The sequence below is a fragment of the Kitasatospora sp. NPDC059599 genome (assembly GCF_042735125.1).
Lineage (GTDB): Bacteria > Actinomycetota > Actinomycetes > Streptomycetales > Streptomycetaceae > Kitasatospora.
In genome coordinates this window covers 1-19,704 of sequence record NZ_JBHWCL010000172.1, presented here as the reverse complement: position 1 = coordinate 19,704, position 19,704 = coordinate 1, and the positions used below count along the sequence as shown (strand labels likewise).

Genomic DNA, 19,704 nt, shown 5'->3' with positions numbered 1-19,704 from the left:
CCTCGTGACAGCACCGAGAGCCAGAGGAGCGAGTCTTGACCGATGTGCAGTCCGACCGCGACGTACGGGACGGAGTCGACGCACTCCTCGACCGGTACGCCGGCCTCTCCGCACGCGACCACTGCGTCGTCGTCTTCTCTCCGGACAGCCGGGAACCGGCCGCCTGGCTGGTCGCCGGACTCAAGCAGCGCGGGCTGAGTGCCCAGGTCATCGGCATGCGCCCGCTGGTGGACTACGGCTTCGCCGCCCGCCTCAAGGCCGCCGTGCCGGACCCGGAGTCCTTCACCGGCCGGCTCGTCGTCTTCACGCTCGAACGCGACACGATGTCCCACTTCGCGCAACTGCTGCACGTCATGCAGCAGTTCGGCAGCGACCGGTGCATGGTGGTGCGCATCATCAGCGCCTCGCGGGAGTTCTTCGAACAGGCCCTCAAGCTCGGTCCCGAGGAACTCAGCGCCCGCAACGCCACACTGCTCACCCGGCTGACGAAGGCCCGCAGCGTCCGGGTCCGCAGCAAGGGCGGCACCGACCTGCGGATCCGGCTCGACGCCGGGCGCTACGACTGGATCAGCAACCGCGGCGTGTGGCGCCCGGGCGGCTTCACCATCCTCCCGGCGGGGGAGATCGCCACCTACCCGGCCGGCATCGAGGGCCGGCTGGTCGCGGACGGCGCGCTCAACTGCAACGTCATCACCCGGATCGACACCCGGCTGGGCGCCCGGCCGCTCACCGTCGACATCGCGGACGGGCGCGCCACCGGGTTCTCCGGCGGCTCCGACGAGGTCCGCGAGCTGGTGGAACTCTGCTTCAGGCAGCCGCACGGCACCCGGGTGGGCGAGCTGGGCTTCGGCACGAACTCCGGCATCGGCCTCTTCATCCCGGCCAACTCGCACATCAACGAGCGACGGGTCGGCGTGCACATCGGATTCGGACAGCACAACCAGGACCGCGCCGTGGTCGGCTACGAGGAGAAGGTCCACCTCGACCTGATCACCGACGGCGCCGAGCTCCACATCGACGACGACACCGAACCCGTCGACCTGGCGGACCTCCGGGTGACCGGTGCCGAACACCCCGCCCTGGTGCGGGACGAGGACATCACCGGTGACTGCTGCGGGTTCGGCTACGGAGAGCTGACGGACCCGGTGGCGGCGAGCGCGATCGGCTGAGCATGCCCGACCCGAAGACCGCGCTGACCGGCAAGCCGGCCGGCAGCGCCATGGAACTGCGCGACTTCCGATTCCTCTGGGCCGGCCAGGCGGTCAGCGCCGTCGGGGACCAGCTCTTCAACGTGGCCGTCTCCCTCCGGGTGCTCGAACGCGGCGGCGACGCCGGCGACGTCGGGCTGGTGATCGGCGCCCGGATGCTCGCCACGGTGCTGTTCGCGCTGCTCGGCGGTGTCTGGGCGGACCGGGTGCCCCGCCGGCGGGCGATGGTCATCGCCGACGGGTTCCGGCTGGTCGCCATCACGGTCGTGGTGCTGGGGGCGTTCGACACGGCGACCCTCTCCCTGGCCGTGATGACCTTCCTGGTGGGCAGCGGCGAGGCGTTCTTCCGCCCCGCGTACGGCGGACTGGTGCCCTCCCTCGTCCCCGAGGACCGGCTGCTCAGCGCCAACGTGTGGCGCGGCAGCACCGAGAGCGCCGCCGCCGTGATCGGGCCGGCGCTCGGCGGCGTGCTGGTGGCCACCGTCGGCACCCGGGTGGCCTTCGCCGCCAACGCGGCCACCTTCGCGGTGAGCCTGCTGTGCGTCCTGGCCGTCACCGAGCCGCCGGTGCGACGGCCGCAGGCCCGCTCCTCGATCCTCCGGGAGGCCAGGGAGGGGCTGGCGGCGGTGCGCCGGGTCCGCTGGACCTCGGCCCTGCTGGCGATGACCGCCGTGCAGACCATGCTGGTCGTGGCGCCGCACATGGTCCTGCTGCCGGTCATCACCCAGGAGAGGTTCGCGGGGCCCTCCACCTACGGCCTGGTCATCGCCATGTTCAGCCTGAGCGGCTTCGTCGGCACGATCGTCGTCGGGCGGATCAGGCTGAAGCGGCCCGGATCGAGCGCGATGGTCTTCAACGCGCTCTTCACCACGGTGCCGCTGGTGCTGCTCACCCCGTTCTCGCTGGGGTGGGTGGTGGCCGGCTACATGGTCGCGGGCTTCGCGATGATGCCCTTCAACACCCTCCTGCACACCGCGCTCCAGCGCCAGTTCGCCCCGTCGATCCTCGGCCGGGTCAGCTCGGTCGACTGGCTGTGCAGCCTCGCCCTGCTGCCGCTCGGCCTGGCCCTGATCGGGCCGCTGGCCGACGCGGTGGGCCGCACGACCGTGCTCGCCGTCGCCGCGGTCGTCCAGCTCGGCACCGCACTGCTGGCGCTGACCGTGCCCGGTGTGCGCGATTTCCACCAGGAACAAGAGCCCGTTCTCGAAGACGCGGAGGTATGACATGGCGCTGGAGAAGCTCCTCGACGACCCGTCGAAGCTGTCGTCCATACGGGACGCGGAGCCCTACGTCAGCCGGGACATGGGCGCACTGGACGACGTGTTCTCGACGGAACTCGCGCAGCGGCTGCTCTTCGAGCGCGGACTGCGCACCCCGTACGTCAGACTGTGGCGCCACGGCCAGGACATCGGCGTCCGCAACGCCGCCAAGCCCGGGGACGACGGCTCCGACGAGCGCCGGGTGCTGTCCGGGCTGGTGGACCCGCGGTACGCGGTGTCGCAGATGGGGCAGGGCGCGACGCTGGTCTTCCAGGCGATGTCCACCTACTGCCCCGAGGTGGAGGCCTTCTGCACCGAACTGTCCGGCGAGATCGGCGTCCCCGTCGCCGCCAACGCCTTCCTGACCCCGCCGCACTCCAAGGGTGCCGAGGCGCACTACGACCTGGCCAGCATCTTCCTGCGGCAGCTGGCCGGCTCCAAGACCTGGCGGCTGCACGAGCCGCCGATGAAGTGGCCGGTCAACCGGTCCAAGCCGGGCGTGACCCCGAGGACCCCGCTGGCCCTGGAGGTCACCCTGCACGCCGGGGACTGCCTCTACCTGCCGCGCGGCTTCTACCACGAGGGCACCACCGACGACGAGGGCTCCGTGCACATCGCGTTCTCCGACGGCGTGGAGGACACCTGGACGCAGATCCTGCACGACGTCCTCGACCTGGCGGTCGAGCGCAGCGCGGCCCTGCGCGGGCGGCTGCCCAGCAAGGCCGAGGCGATGAGCGGACAGTCGAAGGAGATCTGGCAGGAGGTCCGCAAGGACGTCTTCCACACCCTGGAGAACCTGGGTGACGAGGTGGTCTCCGCCCTGATCGTGCGTCGGCTCCAGGCCCGCGAGCAGCAGCTCAAGCGGGCGGAGGAGTCCTCGCTCGCCGAGATCCTGGGCGTGGCACCCACCCCGGGCGAGGCCTGATGGGCACCGGACAGGACGAGGCCGTCCGGGTCGGCATGACCCCGGACGGTACCGCGGCCCTCGTCCGCAGCTACCACCGGGAGGTCGTGCGCCGCCTCGGACCGCTGCCGGACGGCGCCCCCGCGCCCGCCTGCCTGCACCCCGGCCTGGTCTGGGCCGCCGACCGGCCGGCCACCGGGGCCGGCACCCCGGGCGACCCGGCGGACGGCCCCGCGGCGGCGCCGGACCCCGCCCGGATCGCCGGGCTGCTGCGGGAACCGGCCACCACCGGCCTGATGCCCCCGCTGCGCCACCTCACCCCGGACGGCACGGCGGCCGACCCCGACTGGTGCCGCTGGGGCACCGGACAGCTGCGGGCCGACATCCGACGGACCGGCGGCACCGGCGACGCCGACTTCGGCACGCTCGACCCGACCGAGGGCATCGCCACCCTGGAAGCCGCCCGCACGACCCTGCGCAGGGTCTGGCCGGAGGCCGCCCTGGAGACGGACCTGCTGGTCCGGGTCATCGTGCACGTGCGCGGCGGCGCCTTCCGCTCCGCCACCCTGCGCCCGACCTTCGGCGCCGTCTACCTCGGCACCTCCAGCGTCGCGAGCCCCGCCGCCGCCTTCGAGGCGCTCCTGCACGAGACCGGCCACCACGCGCTCTACCTGCGGAACGTCTTCGAGCGGTACGTGACCAACGGCGACGTCCTGGTGAGCCACCTGCTGCGCCCCGATCCGCGACCGGTCACCGGGGCCGTGCACGCCGCGCACGTGCTGGCCCGGATGGCGCACGGACTCGCCCGCTGGGCGGCCGAGCCGGGCGCGCCGCCGGAGGCCGCCGAGCGCCGTGACGACGCCCTGCGGCGGCTCCGCGGGACGATCGCGGCGCTGGAGCCGGTCGCGGAATGGACGGACGGAGGCCGGCGGTACTTCGACGACCTGCTCCGCTGGGAGAAGGAGCTGACGGCGGCCCACCCGCTCTGACGGCCCACCCGCTCCAGCGGCCCGCCCCGGGGTCAGGGGCGGGCCGGCCGCGCCCCCACGACGAGCCACTGGGCCGGGAGGTCGATCCGCCGGCCGTCGGGGGCGGACTCGGTGGTGGCCAGCGGGAGGTCCCCGGAGTCGAGGACGTCGAGGCCGGCCGCGTGGAAGAGCCCGGCGAAGGCCGCGTCGGCGACCTCGCCGGGGGCGAGGCCGTGCGCGAAGACCGGGCGCAGTTTCGGCGGCGGCCCGGCAGGGCCGTGGGCGAGTTCCGCCAGGAACTGCTTGGCGGAACCGCGGAGTTCGACGACGAAGGCCCGGCCGCGCCCGCCGACCAGCGTGGCGACGGCCTCGGCGACCAGGCGGCGGTCGGCCGGCTCGCTCTGGTGGATCACGCCGCGCACGTAGACGTTGGCGTCGCCGAGGCGGTCGTGGAGCGCCCGGACGGCCTCGGTGTCGGTGGCGTCCAGCTGGGCGAACTCGGCCCGCCGGGCCGGATCCCGGCGCCGGGCGAGGTCGAGGGCGGCGACGGACAGGTCGACCCCGAGGACCCGGTCGAAGCGGCCGGCGAGGAATCTGGTCTGGGTGCCGTTGCCGCAGCCCAGGTCGACGACGGGCAGCGCCGGGTCGGTGACGTGCGGAGCGAACAGCGCGAGGTGGCGTTCCGCGGTGAGGGAGGGCTCCGCGTCCCAGATCACCGAGCCCGGTTCCTCGGGCGCGTCGCGCCAGAAGCCCTCCCAGGCGTCCCTGTACCGACTCGTCACGCTCATGGCGGAGACCTCCGGGTGTCACGCACAGTGTCGGGACCGTGTCTATCGGTCCCCGGCGGAAGCGGCAAGCACCGTTCGGCGCACCACGGGATCAGGTCCCGGCGCGGGCCCGGCGCAGCAGGTACGCCCCGGACGCGGCGGCCAGGGCGGCCATGCAGGCGGAGAAGACCAGGCCGGCCTGGGCGAGGCCGATCGGACCGGTGAGCAGGCCCACCCCGATGACCGGGATCGAGATGCCGAAGTAGGCGACCACGAACAGCATCGACAGGGCGCCGCCGCGGTGCTCGGCGGGGCTCGCGGCGGCGATCTCGCCCACGGCGCCGCGCAGGCCCATGCCCTGGCCCGCGCCGCCGACGAGGGCGGCGAGCACCATCGGCGGGAGCGTGGTCCGGGCGAGCGAGACGGCCAGCAGGGCCAGTCCGGCGATGAGCACCAGGCAGCCCAGCGGGATCGCCCGGGCGGTGCCGAGCCGGGGCACCAGGAGCTGGCCCAGGGTGGAGGCGAAGAAGGCCGTGAAGACGATCAGGCCGACGACCGCGTGGTTGTGGACGTCCAGCTCGGTGGCGAGGAAGGCGGGGCTGACGGAGGTGAAGACGCCCAGCAGCGAGAAGCCTGCGAACGCGGCGATCCCGGCCGGGACGAAGACCCCTCGGACCTCCGGCGGCAGGGACGGCCGGACGGGCCGGGCGGTGCGCAGCGGGCGGGCCCCGGTGACCGTCTCCGGCAGGCGCAGGGTGAGGGCGAAGGACACGGCCAGCAGCACCAGGTGCACGACGAACGGCAGGACCAGCGGGTCGGGCGCGTACTCGGCGAGCAGGCCGGAGAGCAGCGCCCCGCAGCCGAGGCCGCCCATGTTGGCGGCGGTCGCGACGAAGCCCGCGCGGGCCCGGCTCGCGGGCGGGGCGAGCTCCAGCACGTAGGCGGTGCCGGCGCCGGTGAACAGACCGGCCGAGAAGCCGGACAGCAGGCGGCCCAGGCAGAGCAGTGGCACGTCGTCCGCGGCCAGGAAGACGACGGCGCTGCAGGCCGCGAAGCCGAGCGCACCGAGCAGGACGGGGCGGCGCCCGACGGTGTCGGAGACGTTGCCGACCAGCAGCAGGACGCCGATGACGCCGAAGGCGTAGACGGCGAACACGACCGTCACCGTCAGCTCGGAGAAGCCGATCTCCTCCTGGTACAGCCCGTAGAGCGGGGTGGGCAGCGTGGTGCCCATCATGCAGACGGCGAAGGCGGCGGCGGCCACGAGGTAGCCGAAGCGGCCTGCGGCGGGCCGGGCGGTCCGACGGTCGGTCATCCGACCACGATAGGCACGCCGTCGGGCCGGCCCCGCGCCGTGCCGGGGCGTGCTGCGCCGAATGGCGGCCGTCGCCCGGGACGTCCCGGACCTGTGGGACCGTCCCGACCGAGGAGGAGCGCCGTTCCCTGTTCACCGGTGGTGCCGGCCCCGCCGTCCGGGCCGCGTGACGGAGGGGCCGGCGGCCCGCCCCGGGCGGGTGAGGTGCCCGGGGTGGGCCGTCGGCGGGGGTGGGGCCGGTGGGCTCAGGAGGTGACGATGCCCGGGTCGGAGAGGCCCGGGGCGCCGGTCTCCACGTGGCCGGCCAGGCGGCGGACGAAGTCGGCGGTCGCGGCCGAGGTGACGGTCACGTCGTACCAGTTGCGGCAGGCGCCGAGGTCGACGCTGTACGCGACGGTCGCGCCGCGGCGGACGGTGACGGTCCGCGGGGTGCCGGCGTAGGCGTTGGCGACGGTGAGGACGACGTCGGCCGCGCCCGCGTTGGTGAGGGTGAGGTCGAGGTTGCCGGTGGTCGCGTTGTGGCGTGCGGTGACCTCGGGCCCGGCGGTCTTGCCGGGGTTGCGGAAGCGGCGCAGGAACCCGTTCGGCCCGTGCACGGTGAGGTCGGTGACGCCCTTGGAGTAGGTGGTGTTCCAGGCGTCCCCGATCGACTTGCCGGCCTCGGCGGTGTAGGTCCACGGGCCGTCGGTGCGGTTGGGCGAGGTCACCAGGAACTGGGCGCCGGCTGCCGCGCCGCCGCTGAACGTGAGGCGGTACTTGCCGGTTCCGGTGTCGGCCGCGCCGTCCACGGACGGGGCGTACTTGAGCGGGCGGGTGGGCCTGGCGCCCGGCTCCTGGACCGGCATGGTGCCGGTGGCGGGCGGGGTGGGCACGTAGTCGGGGTGCCGGTTGCGGTCCGGCGGGAGGTAGCCGGCCGTGGAGGGCAGCGCGGCCTTCGCGGTGTTCGACGCGGTGAAGTCGAAGGCGGAGGTCAGGTCGCCGCAGATGGCGCGCCGCCAGGGCGAGATGTTGGGCTCCAGCACGCCGAAGCGGCGCTCCATGAAGCGGATGATCGAGGTGTGGTCGAAGGTCTCCGAGCAGCTGTAGCCGCCGGTGCTCCAGGGCGAGACCACCAGCATCGGCACCCGCTGGCCGAGGCCGTACGGGCCGGCCGCGTTGCCGATGTTCCCGGTGAAGTAGTCGGCCGAGGTCGCGACGGTGGACAGGCCCTGGGAGGCCGAGGACGGCGGGAACGGCGGCACGACGTGGTCGAAGAAGCCGTCGTTCTCGTCGTAGGTGATGAACAGGGCGGTGCGGGCCCACACGTCGGGGTCGGAGGTCAGCGCGTCCAGCACCTGGGAGACGTACCAGGCGCCGTAGTTGGCGGGCCAGTTGGGGTGCTCGGTGAACGCCTCGGGCGCGGCGATCCAGGAGATCTGCGGCAGCGTGCCGGCCTGGACGTCGCGGCGCAGGCCGTCGAACAGGCCGTCGCCCGCCTTGGCGTCGGTGCCGGTGCGGGCCTTGTCGTACAGCGGGTCGCCGGGCTTGGCGTTGCGGTAGTTGGTGAAGTAGAGGAGCGAGTTGTCGCCGTAGTTGCCGCGGTAGGCGTCGCTTATCCAGCCCCAGGAGCCCGCCGCGTCCAGGCCGTCGCCGACGTCCTGGTAGACCTTCCAGGAGACCCCGGCCTTCTCCAGGCGCTCGGGGTAGGTCGTCCAGCCGTACCCGGCCTCCTGGTTGCCGAGGACCGGCCCGCCGCCGGTGCCGTCGTTGCCGGTGTACCCCGTCCACATGTAGTAGCGGTTCGGGTCGGTGGAGCCGATGAACGAGCAGTGGTAGGCGTCGCACAGGGTGAACGCGTCGGCGAGCGCGTAGTGGAACGGGATGTCCTGGCGGGTCAGGTAGGCCATGGTGGTGGCCGTCTTGGCGGGCACCCACTGGTCGTACCTGCCGTTGTTGAAGGCCTTGTGGCCGCCGGCCCAGTCGTGGTTGAGGTCCTGGACGAACTGCATGCCCAGGTCGTCGACCCGGGGGCGGAACGGCAGCACCTCCTTCTTGCTGCTGTCCGTCTGGTGCCACACCGACTTGCCGCTCGGCAGGGTCACCGGGCGGGGGTCGCCGAAGCCGCGGACGCCCTTCATCGCGCCGAAGTAGTGGTCGAACGAACGGTTCTCCTGCATCAGGACGACGATGTGCTCGACGTCCTGGAGGGTGCCGGTGGCGCCCTGCGGGGCGATCGCCGCCGCGCGCGCGATGCTCTGCGAGAGTGTGGAGAACGCGGCGGTGGCGCCCGCGAGTTGGAGGAAACGACGACGGTTCAGCTCTGCCATGGGTGGATCGACCTCTGGGTGTCGCGAGGGTGGAGGACGGCACCCCAAGGACAGCGGCTGCGGGGTACCGTCCGGCGGACCATTCATGACTGCCCGCTGTACGGCCGACGAACGCCTCAAGTTGTCTGAACACGTTCTGTCGGCGGAACGTCGGCGACCACCCTCCGAGCGTGTTGCCGCATGTGGTCGGAGCCACACCCGGAGTGGTCATCGCAGGTCCTGACGGGCATTAGCCTTGGGTGCCCTGGGCGGGCGGTCCGTCCGACCGACCCGAGGGGGAACGAAGACGTGGCGCACGACAGCCGGGTCCCGGCCGTGGTGGGGCGGCAGCGTGAGACGGAACTGCTCACCGCGGCCCTGGTGCAGGCCGAGGACGGCGGCAGCGGGTCTACGGTGCTGTTGCGCGGCGAGCCCGGCGTCGGCAAGTCCACCCTGCTGGGCTGGGCCGAACGCGCCGCCCGGGAGCGGGGCTTCACCGTGCTGCGGGCCATCGGCGCGGAGGCGGAGACCGACCTCGCGTTCGGCGCCCTCCACCAGGCCTTCCGCCCGCTGCTCCAGCACTCCGACGCGCTCTCCGCCCACCAGCGGGACGCCCTGGAGAGCGCGTTCGGCGTCCGCTCCGGCACCCCGAGCGGCTTCGCGGTGGGAGCCGCCGCCCTGGCGCTGCTGGAGGAGGCGGTGCGGACCGCCCCCGTCCTGCTGGTCCTGGACGACCTGCACTGGATCGACTCGTCGAGCGCCACCGTCTTCGCCTTCCTGCACCGGCGCGGCGCCGAGGTGCCGGTGGTGATCGTCGGCGCCAGCCGCCCGGACGGACCGGCCGCGCAGACCTGGTCGGCCGAGGCCGTCGAGGTCCGCGCGCTGCCCCGGACGGACGCGGCCCTGCTGCTGGGCACCCGCTACCCCGACCTTGCCGCGCCCGCCCGGGACCGCGTCCTGGCGGAGGCGGCCGGGAACCCCCTGGCCCTGGTGGAACTGCCGCACCAGCTGGCGGACGCCCAGCAGCGGGGGACCGCCCCGCTGCCCGAACGGCTGCCACTGGGACGGAAGCTGGAGCGGATGTTCGCCGAACGGCTGGACGCGGTGACGCCGGAGGCCGGCCGCTTCCTGCTGCTCGGCGCCCTCGCCACCGGACCGGACTTCAGCAACGGCGGCTGGCTGCGCGCCGTCGCCGACGACGACCCGCAGCAGACCCTGGCCCGCATCGAGGCGGACGGCCTGGCCCGGCTCGACCCGGCCGGCCGGCTGGTGTTCCGCCACCCCCTGGTCCGCACCGCCGTCGTCGCCGCGGCCTCCGACGCCGCGCGCCGCGAGGCCCACCGCGCCCTGTCCGACGTCCTCGCCGCGGACGACCCCCAGCGGCTGGTCCACGAGGCCTCCGCCGCACTGCTGCCCGACGAGGACCTCGCCCGCCGCCTGCAGGAAGCCGGCCGCGACCTCGCCCGCCGCGGCGGCGACGCCGAGGGCGCGCTGCTGCTCGAACGCGCCGCCGTCCTCAGCCCCAGCTCCTGTGACCGGGTCCGCCGGCTCACCTGGGCCTCGGTGATGTCGGCCCGCGGCGGACAGCTGCACCACACCGCCGCCCTGGTCGACGAGTTGAAGACCAGCACCGTGCCCGCCGACGTCGCGCCGCTGTTCGCGTACGCGGTGGTCTACGCCGACCAGAGCCACCACGTCGACTTCGAGTCCTCCGCCGCGCTGCTGCCCGGCGCCCTCGACGCGCTCACCGCCCCGGGCGCCGACACCTTCGGCGGGCTGACCGAACAGGTCTTCTTCAAACTGCTCCTGGCCGCCACCTACACGGACGACCCCTGGGCCTGGCGGGCCCTGGAACGGCACCGGGACGAGGTCTCCGCGGCTGGCCGGCTGTGTCTGCGGGCCTGGACCGATCCGGGCCCGGACACGGTCGCCACCCTGCGGGCCGTCGCCGACGGCATGACGGAGGAGCAGGAAGCCGGGGCCGCCTGGCTGCTGCTGTGGACCGCCTCGGCGCTCGACTGCCCCGAGGACGACCTGTGGCAGCGCTTCACCGGCCTGCACAGTTACGCCACCCAGGGCTCGATCGCCAAGGCCAAGTGCCACCAGGACTTCCTGCTCGGCCAGTGGGACCGGGCGGCCGTCTGCCTGCGCGAGGCCGAGATGGCCGACGAACTCGGCTACGAGGCCAACGCGTTGATGTTCCGCCAGTACCACGCCCACTTCCTGGCCGGTCGGGGGGACGAGGCCGGACTGCGGGAGGTCGACGCGGCGATCCGGCCCGTCGCCACCCGGGCCCGGATGCGCTACGTCCTCGACCGGCTCACCCACCTGCGCGGACTGGTCGCGCTCGCGCACGGGCGCCACGAGGAGGCGTACGCGCACTTCTGCGAACTCACCCCGCCCGGGCGGCTGCCCGGCGGCCCGCCCTGGCACCACGCCCTGGTCCTGGACCTGGTCACGGCCGCCGTGCACACCGGCCGGCGCGAGGAGGCGCGGGCCCACCTCGCCGCCGGGCGGGCCGTCCGCTCCGCGGAGATCTCCTCCCGCCACGCCTTCCTGTGCGCGGCCGCCGAGGCGCTGGCCGCCGACGACGAGGAGGCCGACGCCGCCTACCGCGCCGCGTACGCCGTCCCCGGCGCCGAGCGGTGGGTGTTCGACCTCGCCCGGCTGCGGCTCGCCCACGGCTCGTGGCTGCGCCGCCGCCACCGGCCCGGCGCCCGGGAGCCGCTGCGCATCGCCCACCACGTGTTCCGCCGCCTCCGTGCGGACCCCTGGGCGCAGCGCTGCGAGGAGGAGCTGCGGGCCGCCGGCGAACCGGTGGCACCGCCGCCCGGCGCACCGGCCGCGGAACCGTCCGGCCTCACCGGCCAGGAGCTGCGGATAGCCCGGCTCGCCGCGACCGGGCTGACCAACAAGGAGATCGGCCGCCGCCTCCAGCTGTCGCCCCGCACCGTCGCGGCCCACCTCTACAAGATCTTCCCCAAGCTCGGCATCACCTCGCGGGCCGCCCTCGCCCACGCCCTGGACAGCACCTGACCTGCACCGGCGCCCGCCGGCCGGTCGCCCGCGCGGCTCCGCGGCGGGCTGCCGGAAAGGGCAGTCAGATGACCTAACGGCCCCCCGTACCCGCGCGCCAGGCTGGCTCCGCAGGACTTCGGCGGAAGGGCGGTCAGATGGGCGTGCGGGTGACGACCGCGTCGGTGGCGGACGGGGACAAGGCGGCGTACTGGCGCGGGGCGGTGTCGCGGGCGGTCGTCCCGGTCGAGGTGCACCCGCACACCGAGCAGCCGTTCGACGCAGTCCTGGTGTCCCACCGGCTCGGCTACCTGCGGATCTCCACGCTGGAGGCGGACGCCGCCCGGCTCTCCCGCACGGCGGCGCTGATCGGACCGGCCCCGAGCGGCGAGCCGCAGGTCGGGGTCGGGGTGCAGGTCCAGGGGCGGGCCGTCCTGGAGCAGGACGGGCGCCGCGCCGAGGTGCCGCCGGGCGGGCTCGTGGTGTACGACACGGCGCGTCCGTACGCCCTGGACTACCCGGAGCGCTTCCGCACCCACCTGTTCCACCTGCCGCGCCGGCTGCTGGGCGTGCCGGAGCGGGACCTGCGGCAGGCGACGGCGACGGCCGTCGGCCCCACGGAGGGCTGCGGACCGGTGCTGCTGCCGTTCCTCGGCAGCCTCGCCGCCTCGGCGCACTCCTACCCGCCCCCGGTCGGCGACCGGCTGGCGGGCAGCGTCACGGACCTGCTGAGCGCCCTGGTGACCGAGCTGGCCGGCGCCCGGCCGGCGGCGGCGGGGGAGGACACCCCGACCACCCACCTGGTCCGGCGGGTGCGCCAGTACGTCGACCACCACCTGGCCGACCCGGAGCTGGCGCCCGAGCGGATCGCGCACGCCCACCACATCTCCGTGCGCTACCTGCACCGGATCTTCGAGGGGGAGGGAGTGACGGTGAGCCGGCTCGTCCAGCAGCGCCGCCTGGAGGCCTGCGCCCGCGAGCTGGCCCGGCGCGGCCGCACCGCGCCGACGGTCTCGGCCGTCGCCCAGCGCTGGGGCTTCGTCAACCCGGCGCACTTCAGCCGGATCTTCCGCGCCGCGTACGGCGTCTCGCCCCGGGAGTGGCGCGACCTGCGGGACGGGCGCGACGCGGGCGACGTGCGGGACGCGTGCGACGTGCGCGACGGCGACGCCGGCTGACGCGCCGCCGGCCGGCTGCCCCGGCGGCACCTCCCGGGCCGCGCTGATCCGCTGATCCAGTCCTCGGCACCTGGCACCTGGCCCTGCACGGCCGCCCGTGGTGAGCCGTCCCCGGGAGCCCGTCGGGACAGCGAGCCGGCCCTCCCGTGCGCGCCCCGCCCCACCCAGTCCGCCCCGCGCCCCCGTCCGCCCTGCCCCGTCCGCCCTGCCATGTCCGCCCCGTCCCACAGCCGTTCCAGGAGCACCGATGTCCGTCGTCCTCGACACCACCGAGGTACCGTCCGCCGACCGCGCGGAGTACTGGCACGAGGCCGTCTCCCGCACCTTCGTCCCGCTCGACGTGTCGCTGCCCGACGGCGTGCCGGACCCCGGCACGATCACCAGTCACCGGCTGGGCGACCTGCAGGTCGCCCTGGTGGAGGCCGGGCCGCAGCGGGTCGAGCGCAGCGCGGCGCTGATCGCCCGTGGCGGGGAGGACCACCTCACGCTGGCCCTGCAGCACCGCGGCACCGCCCGCCTGGTCCAGGACGGCCACCGGGTCGAGCTGCGGCCCGGCACCTTCGCGGTCTCCGACGCCGGGCGCCCGTTCGCCAAGGACCTGCCGGACGCCTTCGCCTTCACCGCCTTCCACTGGCCGAGGTCGGCCGCGGGCGTCCGTGAGGAGGACCTGCGGGTGCTGACCGCGACGGCCTTCCAGGGCACCGGCGGCACCGACGACACCGCCCGGCTGGTGGCCGGGTACCTGGAGTGCCTCTCCCGGTCGGCCGGCTCGATGGAGCCGCACGTGGCGTCCTGGCTCGCGACCACGGCGCTGGACCTGGTGGCGGTACTCGCCCAGGAGCGCCGCGGCCGGTTCGTGCCGGAGGCCCCCGAGGCGGCGCTGGCCACCCTGGCCCGGGTGAAGGACCACGTCCTGCGCCACCTCGGGGACCCGGACCTCTCGCCGGAGTCGATCGCGGCCGCCCACCACGTGTCGGTGCGGTACCTGCACAAGCTCTTCCGCTTCGAGGGCGTGACGGTGGCCCGCTGGATCCAGCTCCGGCGGCTGGACGTGTGCCGCCGGGACCTGGCCCGCCGCTCGGCCGACCGGCCCACCGTGGCGGCGGTGGCGGGCCGGTGGGGCTTCGTGAGCGCCAGTCACTTCAGCCGGGCCTTCCGGGCCGTCTACGGGATCTCCCCGCGCGAGTGGCGCGCCCGCGCCGGGGCGGACGTCGGATCCGTCGCCGTACGGCCGTCGGCGGCGGCCCACCTCGTGCCCGGTGCCGCGCCGTCCGGGTACGACGTCGCGGTCTGAGCACGCGACGGCCGGGCGGGATCGGCACGCGGCGCCGCCGCCCCGGACCGCCACGTGCCGCCGCCGCTCGGGACCGCCACGCGGGACGGGCCGGAAGGGGCCGTCGGGTGCGCTGCCGCGCCCGGCGGCCCCTTCGTGGCGGCCGTTCACCGTTCGGCGTGGACCTCCGCGACGTAGCCGCCCGGGAAACGCACCATCGCGCTGTCCCGGCCGCCCGCCGTGACGGGACCCCACAGCACCGAGGCGCCGGCGGCCTTCGCCCGCTGCAGGGTCGCGCCGAGGTCGGGCACGCCGTAGCCGGTGAGTTCCCGGCCGAAGGGGTACGGCAGGCCGCCGTCGGTCACGGCGACCGTCGTGGTGCCGAAGCCGGAGGTGAGCCGCAGCAGCCGGTACGTGGTGCCGGGCAGCCCGATGGCGGCGCCGTCGGCCCGCCGGTCGTCGGAGACGATCCGGCCCCGGGTGAAGGCGAGGTAGCTGTGCAGGAAGTCGCCGACCGCGTCGGGCGACAGGTAGAGCCGGTTCTCCGGCACGCTCGCCAGGTCGGGGTAGGACGGCGGGGTGGTGTGCACGTAGAGCTGGGCGTCGATCCCGCCGGGGAAGCGGATGACGGCGTCCCGCCCGATCGGGTCGGCGAACGGGGCCACCGTCACGGCCGCGCCGTCGGCCCGGGCGGCGCGGACCGCCTGGTCGAGGTCGGTCACCAGCCAGCCGGTGCGCTCGGCGCCGAACGGGTACGGGACGGGCGTGGTGTAGTCGAACACCGACAGGGTGCCGACGGGGGAGACCACCAGCTCGGACAGCGTCCGGCTCGGCGTCGGCGTCACCTGCGTGGCGTTCGGCCCGATCGTCGTCCCGCCGAAGGTCGCCACCCAGCAGGCCGCGAAGGCCTGCTCGGTGCCCGGTTCGACGTAGACGTGGGTGGAGTCGTACTGCGGGCCGACGGCGAACTGCCGGTGCTGGCCCGCGGCCCGGGGCGGGGTGCCCGGGGCCGCCGAGGCGGTCGGGACCGCCGTCAGCGCGGCGAGTGCCGCCACCAGCGGGACCACGCGGCGGACGGAGCGTCGTGTCATCGGGGGACCTCCCGGTCGTCGCCGCGCCCGGCGCCCGCGGTGCGGGGCCGGGCGCGTGCGGGTGTGTCGGTGGGTGGGGTCAGGCGGTCGGCGGAGCCCAGTGGGCGTCGGGGGCCGAGAGCCGGTGGGCGGTCAGCGCCGTGGCCAGGAGCAGCAGGGCGGCCAGGGCGAGGGCGGTGGCGGGCCGCCCGTGCAGGACCAGCGCCGCGCCCGCGAGGCCGCCGAGCAGCATCGCCAGGGCGGAGAGGATCCGGCGTCCCGGGCGCGGCGCCGCGCCCCCGGCCGCCGTGGAGTCGGCGGCCAGGCCGGTGAGGGTGAGGGTGAGCACGGTGGTGGTCAGGTCGGGCACGCCGAGCCGCCGGGCCACCGCGTTCTGCAGGCCCATGCCCAGTCCGAGCAGGACGATCAGCGGGTAGCCGTCGGCCCCGCCCGTCCCGCCCGTCCCGCCCGTCCCGCCCGTCCCGCCGGTCCCGCCGACCGCGGCGGTGGCGGCCGCCGCGGCCAGCAGGACGGTCTGGACCGCGGCGGCCAGGGCCAGCAGCCGGCCGCGGTGGGCCGGGGTCCGGCTGCCGAGCCGTCCGCCGACGAGCGCACCGGCCAGGAAGGCCGTCAGCGAGACCAGCGAGGCCGCGGCCGACAGCCCCGGGGCCCCCGCGAGGGCGAACCCCAGGAAGACCACGTTGCCGGTCATGTTCGCCACGAACACGTGGCCGAGGCCGAGGTAGCTCACCGCGTCCACCACCCCGGTGGCGACCGTCAGCAGGAGCAGCAGGGGCGGCAGCGGGCCGTGCCGGTCCGCGCGCGGCGGGACCAGCGTCCGCAGGGCGTCAGCCGACAGGGCGCGCACCGGCCGTCGCCTCCTCGGGCACCGGCGCGCGGTGCAGGACCAGCCGGGTGAGCAGCCCGCTCGCCGGGCCGAGCACCACGGCCGCGACGGTCAGCCACAGCGGCCAGGCGGTCAGGCCGGCGGCGTGGTCGGCCGACCACCGGCCCGGGCCGGTGAGCGCGAGCGCTCCCGAGACGACGACGAGCACCAGCGGGTACTCGTAGCCGTCGTCCTGTACCCAGAGGCCGTGCGGCAGCTTGACCGTCAGCGCCACCGTCATCACGCCCATGGCGGCCATCGCGGCCAGCGGGGTGAGCGCGCCCAGGGCCAGGAACAGTCCCGAACCGATCTGCCCGGCGCCCGCGGCGAGCGCGGTGAGCGTCCCGCCGCCGAAGCCGTCGTGCCGGAACTCCTCCGTCCCGCCGGCGAGGCCGTTGCCGCCGAGCCGGTGACTCACCTTCTGTACGCCGTGTCCGGCGATGAGCAGGCCCACCACCACACGGAGGACCAGCAGTCCGGTGTCCATCGTTCCTGTTCCTGTCCCTGGTCGTTTGTTGCTGTTGCTGTTGCTGTTGCTGTTGCTGCTGCCGATGCGGAGTCGGCGGACGCCGGCTCAGCCCGCGGCGTGCTCGCCGATGACGGCCTGCGCGTAGACGACGCCGAGGCCGTACGCACCGCCGTGCTCCTTGACGATCTCCATGACGGCGCCGTAGGTCTCGGTCCGTGCCCAGTCGCGCTGGAGCTCCAGCAGCACCTGGACCCAGGTGACCGGCACCGCGCCGGCCTGCGTCATCCGCTGGACGGCGTGCTCGTGGGCCTGCGGCGAGACGCCGCCGGAGGCGTCGGTGACGACGTAGACCTCGTAGCCCTGGTCGATCATGGACAGCACCGGCAGGACCAGGCAGACCTCGGTCCACAGGCCGGCGATGACGACCTTGCCGCGGCCGGTGGCCCTGACCGCCTCGACGACCGCCTCGTCCTCCCAGGCGTTCATCGAGGTGCGGTCGAGGACCTCGGCCTTCGGGAAGACGGCGGCCAGCTGCGGCAGCAGCGGGCCGGAGAAGGACTCGGCGGCGACGGTGGTCAGCACGGCCGGGACGTCGAAGGCCCGGGCGGCCTTGGCGAGGCCGACGGTGGCGTTGATGATCGCGGTGCGGTCGCCGCTGCCGGTGCCGAAGAACATCTGCGGCTGGTGGTCCACGAACAGCACCACGGCGTTGTCGGGGGTCAGCAGGTCGGGGCTGGGAGTCGCGCTGACCTGGGTGAGGTCGACCATGAGGGGTTCCTTTCGGTACTTCCGGTGGATCCGCCGCGGGGCGTTCCGCAGCGGGAGTCGGGTGGGCGGTCCGGACCACCGGCCGGTGGTCCGAGGGCCCGACCGGCCGGTGGTCCGGGGGCCGGTCGGGCGGAGGGCCGGGTGCGCCCGGGCGTCGGCGGACCGCGTCCTCAGAGGAGGAAGCAGGGGTCGAACGGCCGGGCCTGCTCGGTCGCCAGGCCGCGCCCCGCGCGCCAGTCGCGCTGCAGCTCCGACTCGGCGACGACCTCGCCGAGCAGCTCGGCCTGGCGGGCGCCCCGGCTGCCGGGGCTCCGGTGGTTCTGGTAGCCGCCGAAGCGGGCGACCGGGCTCCATTCCGGGGTGACCGCCGGGAGTTCCTCGTCCATGCCCTCGTAGTCCGCGGCGGCGTGGACGATCCGGCCGCCGACCACGGTCAGCAGGGACTCGATGTGCGGGATCTCGTGCTCGGGCACCGTGAAGAAGTCGTCGGACAGGACCGCGAGGTCGCCGTAACAGCCGGGCCGCAGCACGCCCTTGACGTCCTGCTCGCCGGTGAGCGCGGCGCCCGCCGTGGTGTACATCGCGAGGGCGGTCGCGCGGTCGACCCGGTTCTGCGGCGGCCGGATCGCCAGGCCGCCGACCGTGCGGCCGGAGACCAGCCAGTGCAGGGCGACCCAGGGGTTGTACGAGGACACCCGGGTGGCGTCGGTGCCGGCGGCGACGGTCAGCCCGCGGTCCAGCATCGCGCGGATCGGCGGGGCCTCGGCGGCGGCGCCGACGCCGTACCGCCGGGTGAACACCTCGCCCTGGAAGGAGAGCCGGTTCTGCACGGCGAGCGAGCCGCCGAGCGCCGCGATCCGGTCCAGGCTGTCCCGGGAGACGGTCTCCGCGTGGTCGAAGAGCCACCGGTTCCCGGCGGGGAAGAGTCCCTCGGCGGCGAGCTTCTCGAACACCGCCAGGTCCCGGCGGATCGTCTCGTCGTACGTCGCGTGCAGCCGGAAGCCCCAGCCGTGCTCTGTGAGCATGCGGACGGCCTTCTCGAACTCGCCCTCGAAGCCGTCGAGTTCGGGGCGGGGTTCGGCGAAGTTCTCGAAGTCGGCGGCGGCCCAGGTGAGGTTCTCGCCGGCGCCGTTCAGCCGCAGCCACTCGTCACCGTCGCCGGGGCGGACCGTCTCGATCCAGCGGGTGAGGTCGTCCAGCTCCTGCCCCGGGGTCTGCGGGAAGAGGTGGTAGGCGATGCGCAGGGAGAGCAGGCCCTCCCGGGCGAGTTCGGTGACCGTGGCGTAGTTCTCCGGGAAGTTCTGGAAACCGCCGGCGGCGTCGATCGCCGAGGTCAGCCCGAAGCGGTTCAGCTCGCGCAGGAAGTGCCGGGTGGACGCCTTGCGCTCCTCGGGCGCCAGGGCGGGTGCCTTGGCGAGGGTGGAGTAGAGGATCAGCGCGGCGGGCGCGGCCAGCAGCATGCCGGTGGGCTCGCCGCCGCGGCCGCGGACGATCCGGCCGCCCTTCGGGTCGGGGGTGTCCCGGGTGAAGCCGGCGGCCTGCAGCGCCGCGCGGTTGAGGATCGCCGACTGGTAGAGGTGGAGGACGAACACCGGGGTGTCCGGCGCGGCCTCGTTCAGCTCGGCGGGCGTCGGCAGCCGCCGCTCGGCGAACTGCTCCGTCGACCAGCCGCCGACGACCCGCACCCACTGCCCGGCGGGCGTGCGGGCGGCCTGCTCCCGCAGCATCGCCAGGCCCTGGCGCAGCGAGGTCACGCCGTCCCAGCGCAGTTCCAGGACGTAGTTGAGGCCGCCCCGGATCACGTGCAGGTGCGAGTCGTTGAGGCCGGGCACGACCCGCCGGCCGAGGGCGTCCACCACGGTGGTGGCGGGCCCGATGAGGGGGGCGACGTCCGCGTCGTCCCCGACGGCCGTGATCAGGCCGTCGCGGACGGCGAGGGCGCCGGCCGAGGGGCGGCGGGCGTCCCCGGTGTGGATCTTCGCGTTGCGGACGACGACGTCGGCCGCGTTCTCGACGGCGTGGGGGATCAGCCCGCCAACCGGCATTGCAGGCACCTGTCCAGCCTCCTGTGACGGTTCGGACCACCGCCCCGGTGCGGGCGGTGGAGGGGCGTCCGGGCGGGCCGGCGGTCACGGGACCGGCTCCGCGCCGAACGCCTGATGGAACGTTAAGTCGCCGGTGGGGAAGGGATTTTGCGCTGAGCGCACACCCTTCGGTCCGGGGGTGCACCCGCCGTCCGGAGCGCGGTCGCGGACGACGGAAGAGCCCCGGGGCCGCCCCCCGGCGGAGGGGCGGGGGAGGGGCCGGGGGGCGGCCCTGTGCCGGGCGGGGGGCGGACG

The 19,704-nt window shown here is 74.9% G+C and carries 15 protein-coding genes; 7 read left to right on the top strand and 8 right to left on the bottom strand.

Features of this window, described 5'->3' with window-relative positions:
• The first annotated feature begins 35 nt into the window (after positions 1–35).
• From ACFV04_RS37975 to ACFV04_RS37960, 4 genes are read left to right on the top strand one after another with little or no spacing between them, the layout of a single operon-like run.
• The gene (locus ACFV04_RS37975; protein ID WP_380347955.1) at positions 36–1,169 is read left to right on the top strand and encodes a hypothetical protein; all 1,134 of its coding nucleotides are present in this window, start codon (positions 36–38) and stop codon (positions 1,167–1,169) included.
• Between the two features lie 2 nt (positions 1,170–1,171).
• Positions 1,172–2,431 carry an MFS transporter gene (locus ACFV04_RS37970; protein WP_380347956.1) on the top strand — a complete coding sequence of 420 codons (1,260 nt, stop codon included), beginning with the start codon at positions 1,172–1,174 and terminating at the stop codon, positions 2,429–2,431.
• Position 2,432: 1 nt separating this feature from the next.
• Positions 2,433–3,392 carry a JmjC domain-containing protein gene (locus ACFV04_RS37965; RefSeq protein WP_380535542.1) on the top strand — a complete coding sequence of 320 codons (960 nt, stop codon included), beginning with the start codon at positions 2,433–2,435 and terminating at the stop codon, positions 3,390–3,392.
• Positions 3,392–4,360: an aKG-HExxH-type peptide beta-hydroxylase gene (locus ACFV04_RS37960; RefSeq protein ID WP_380535540.1), complete on the top strand. Its 969-nt coding sequence runs from the start codon at positions 3,392–3,394 to the stop codon at positions 4,358–4,360. The genes ACFV04_RS37965 and ACFV04_RS37960 overlap by 1 nt, the downstream gene beginning before the upstream one ends.
• Before the next feature lie 32 nt (positions 4,361–4,392).
• On the opposite strand, the gene ACFV04_RS37955 is transcribed toward ACFV04_RS37960, so the two are convergent.
• The 3 genes from ACFV04_RS37955 to ACFV04_RS37945 form a co-directional block, all read right to left on the bottom strand.
• Positions 4,393–5,127, bottom strand: a complete 735-nt coding sequence (locus tag ACFV04_RS37955; protein WP_380535538.1) for a class I SAM-dependent methyltransferase — start codon at positions 5,125–5,127, stop codon at positions 4,393–4,395.
• A gap of 91 nt (positions 5,128–5,218) precedes the next feature.
• The gene (locus tag ACFV04_RS37950; protein WP_380535536.1) at positions 5,219–6,421 is read right to left on the bottom strand and encodes an MFS transporter; all 1,203 of its coding nucleotides are present in this window, start codon (positions 6,419–6,421) and stop codon (positions 5,219–5,221) included.
• A gap of 245 nt (positions 6,422–6,666) precedes the next feature.
• Positions 6,667–8,727 carry a phosphocholine-specific phospholipase C gene (locus ACFV04_RS37945; RefSeq protein ID WP_380535534.1) on the bottom strand — a complete coding sequence of 687 codons (2,061 nt, stop codon included), beginning with the start codon at positions 8,725–8,727 and terminating at the stop codon, positions 6,667–6,669.
• A 288-nt stretch (positions 8,728–9,015) separates the two neighbouring features.
• On the opposite strand from ACFV04_RS37945, the gene ACFV04_RS37940 reads away from it, so the two are divergent.
• From ACFV04_RS37940 to ACFV04_RS37930, 3 genes are all read left to right on the top strand, one after another.
• Positions 9,016–11,742: a BREX system ATP-binding domain-containing protein gene (locus ACFV04_RS37940; RefSeq protein ID WP_380535532.1), complete on the top strand. Its 2,727-nt coding sequence runs from the start codon at positions 9,016–9,018 to the stop codon at positions 11,740–11,742.
• 137 nt (positions 11,743–11,879) lie between these two features.
• The gene (locus ACFV04_RS37935) at positions 11,880–12,899 is read left to right on the top strand and encodes a helix-turn-helix domain-containing protein (RefSeq protein WP_380535530.1); all 1,020 of its coding nucleotides are present in this window, start codon (positions 11,880–11,882) and stop codon (positions 12,897–12,899) included.
• 247 nt (positions 12,900–13,146) lie between these two features.
• Positions 13,147–14,193, top strand: coding sequence for a helix-turn-helix domain-containing protein (locus ACFV04_RS37930; RefSeq protein ID WP_380535528.1), 1,047 nt, complete (start codon positions 13,147–13,149; stop codon positions 14,191–14,193).
• Positions 14,194–14,339: 146 nt separating this feature from the next.
• Here the strand turns inward: ACFV04_RS37930 and ACFV04_RS37925 are convergent, their stop codons facing one another.
• From ACFV04_RS37925 to ACFV04_RS37905, 5 genes are all read right to left on the bottom strand, one after another.
• A complete protein-coding gene (locus ACFV04_RS37925) occupies positions 14,340–15,263 on the bottom strand; it encodes a VOC family protein (RefSeq protein ID WP_380347973.1) in 924 nt (307 codons plus the stop codon).
• 79 nt (positions 15,264–15,342) lie between these two features.
• On the bottom strand, positions 15,343–16,110 hold the full coding sequence (locus ACFV04_RS37920; protein ID WP_380535526.1) for a YoaK family protein: 768 nt from the start codon (positions 16,108–16,110) through the stop codon (positions 15,343–15,345).
• Entirely contained in the window at positions 16,091–16,615 is a 525-nt protein-coding gene (locus tag ACFV04_RS37915; RefSeq protein ID WP_380535524.1) for a DoxX family protein, read from the bottom strand. The genes ACFV04_RS37920 and ACFV04_RS37915 overlap by 20 nt, the downstream gene beginning before the upstream one ends.
• Before the next feature lie 87 nt (positions 16,616–16,702).
• The gene (locus tag ACFV04_RS37910; protein WP_360261838.1) at positions 16,703–17,365 is read right to left on the bottom strand and encodes a hydrolase; all 663 of its coding nucleotides are present in this window, start codon (positions 17,363–17,365) and stop codon (positions 16,703–16,705) included.
• Positions 17,366–17,535: 170 nt separating this feature from the next.
• Positions 17,536–19,410: an amidohydrolase gene (locus ACFV04_RS37905; RefSeq protein ID WP_380535522.1), complete on the bottom strand. Its 1,875-nt coding sequence runs from the start codon at positions 19,408–19,410 to the stop codon at positions 17,536–17,538.
• Positions 19,411–19,704 lie beyond the last annotated feature (294 nt).

Excerpts from the sequence above, each read along its gene's own strand:
- ACFV04_RS37970 (WP_380347956.1), top strand. The coding sequence starts at position 1,172 with ATGCCCGACCCGAAGACCGCGCTGACCGGCAAGCCGGCCGGCAGCGCC.
- ACFV04_RS37965 (WP_380535542.1), top strand. The coding sequence starts at position 2,433 with ATGGCGCTGGAGAAGCTCCTCGACGACCCGTCGAAGCTGTCGTCCATA.
- ACFV04_RS37960 (WP_380535540.1), top strand. The coding sequence starts at position 3,392 with ATGGGCACCGGACAGGACGAGGCCGTCCGGGTCGGCATGACCCCGGAC.
- ACFV04_RS37955 (WP_380535538.1), bottom strand. The coding sequence starts at position 5,127 with ATGAGCGTGACGAGTCGGTACAGGGACGCCTGGGAGGGCTTCTGGCGC.
- ACFV04_RS37950 (WP_380535536.1), bottom strand. The coding sequence starts at position 6,421 with ATGACCGACCGTCGGACCGCCCGGCCCGCCGCAGGCCGCTTCGGCTAC.
- ACFV04_RS37945 (WP_380535534.1), bottom strand. The coding sequence starts at position 8,727 with ATGGCAGAGCTGAACCGTCGTCGTTTCCTCCAACTCGCGGGCGCCACC.
- ACFV04_RS37935 (WP_380535530.1), top strand. The coding sequence starts at position 11,880 with ATGGGCGTGCGGGTGACGACCGCGTCGGTGGCGGACGGGGACAAGGCG.
- ACFV04_RS37930 (WP_380535528.1), top strand. The coding sequence starts at position 13,147 with ATGTCCGTCGTCCTCGACACCACCGAGGTACCGTCCGCCGACCGCGCG.
- ACFV04_RS37925 (WP_380347973.1), bottom strand. The coding sequence starts at position 15,263 with ATGACACGACGCTCCGTCCGCCGCGTGGTCCCGCTGGTGGCGGCACTC.
- ACFV04_RS37915 (WP_380535524.1), bottom strand. The coding sequence starts at position 16,615 with ATGGACACCGGACTGCTGGTCCTCCGTGTGGTGGTGGGCCTGCTCATC.
- ACFV04_RS37910 (WP_360261838.1), bottom strand. The coding sequence starts at position 17,365 with ATGGTCGACCTCACCCAGGTCAGCGCGACTCCCAGCCCCGACCTGCTG.
- ACFV04_RS37905 (WP_380535522.1), bottom strand. The coding sequence starts at position 19,410 with ATGCCGGTTGGCGGGCTGATCCCCCACGCCGTCGAGAACGCGGCCGAC.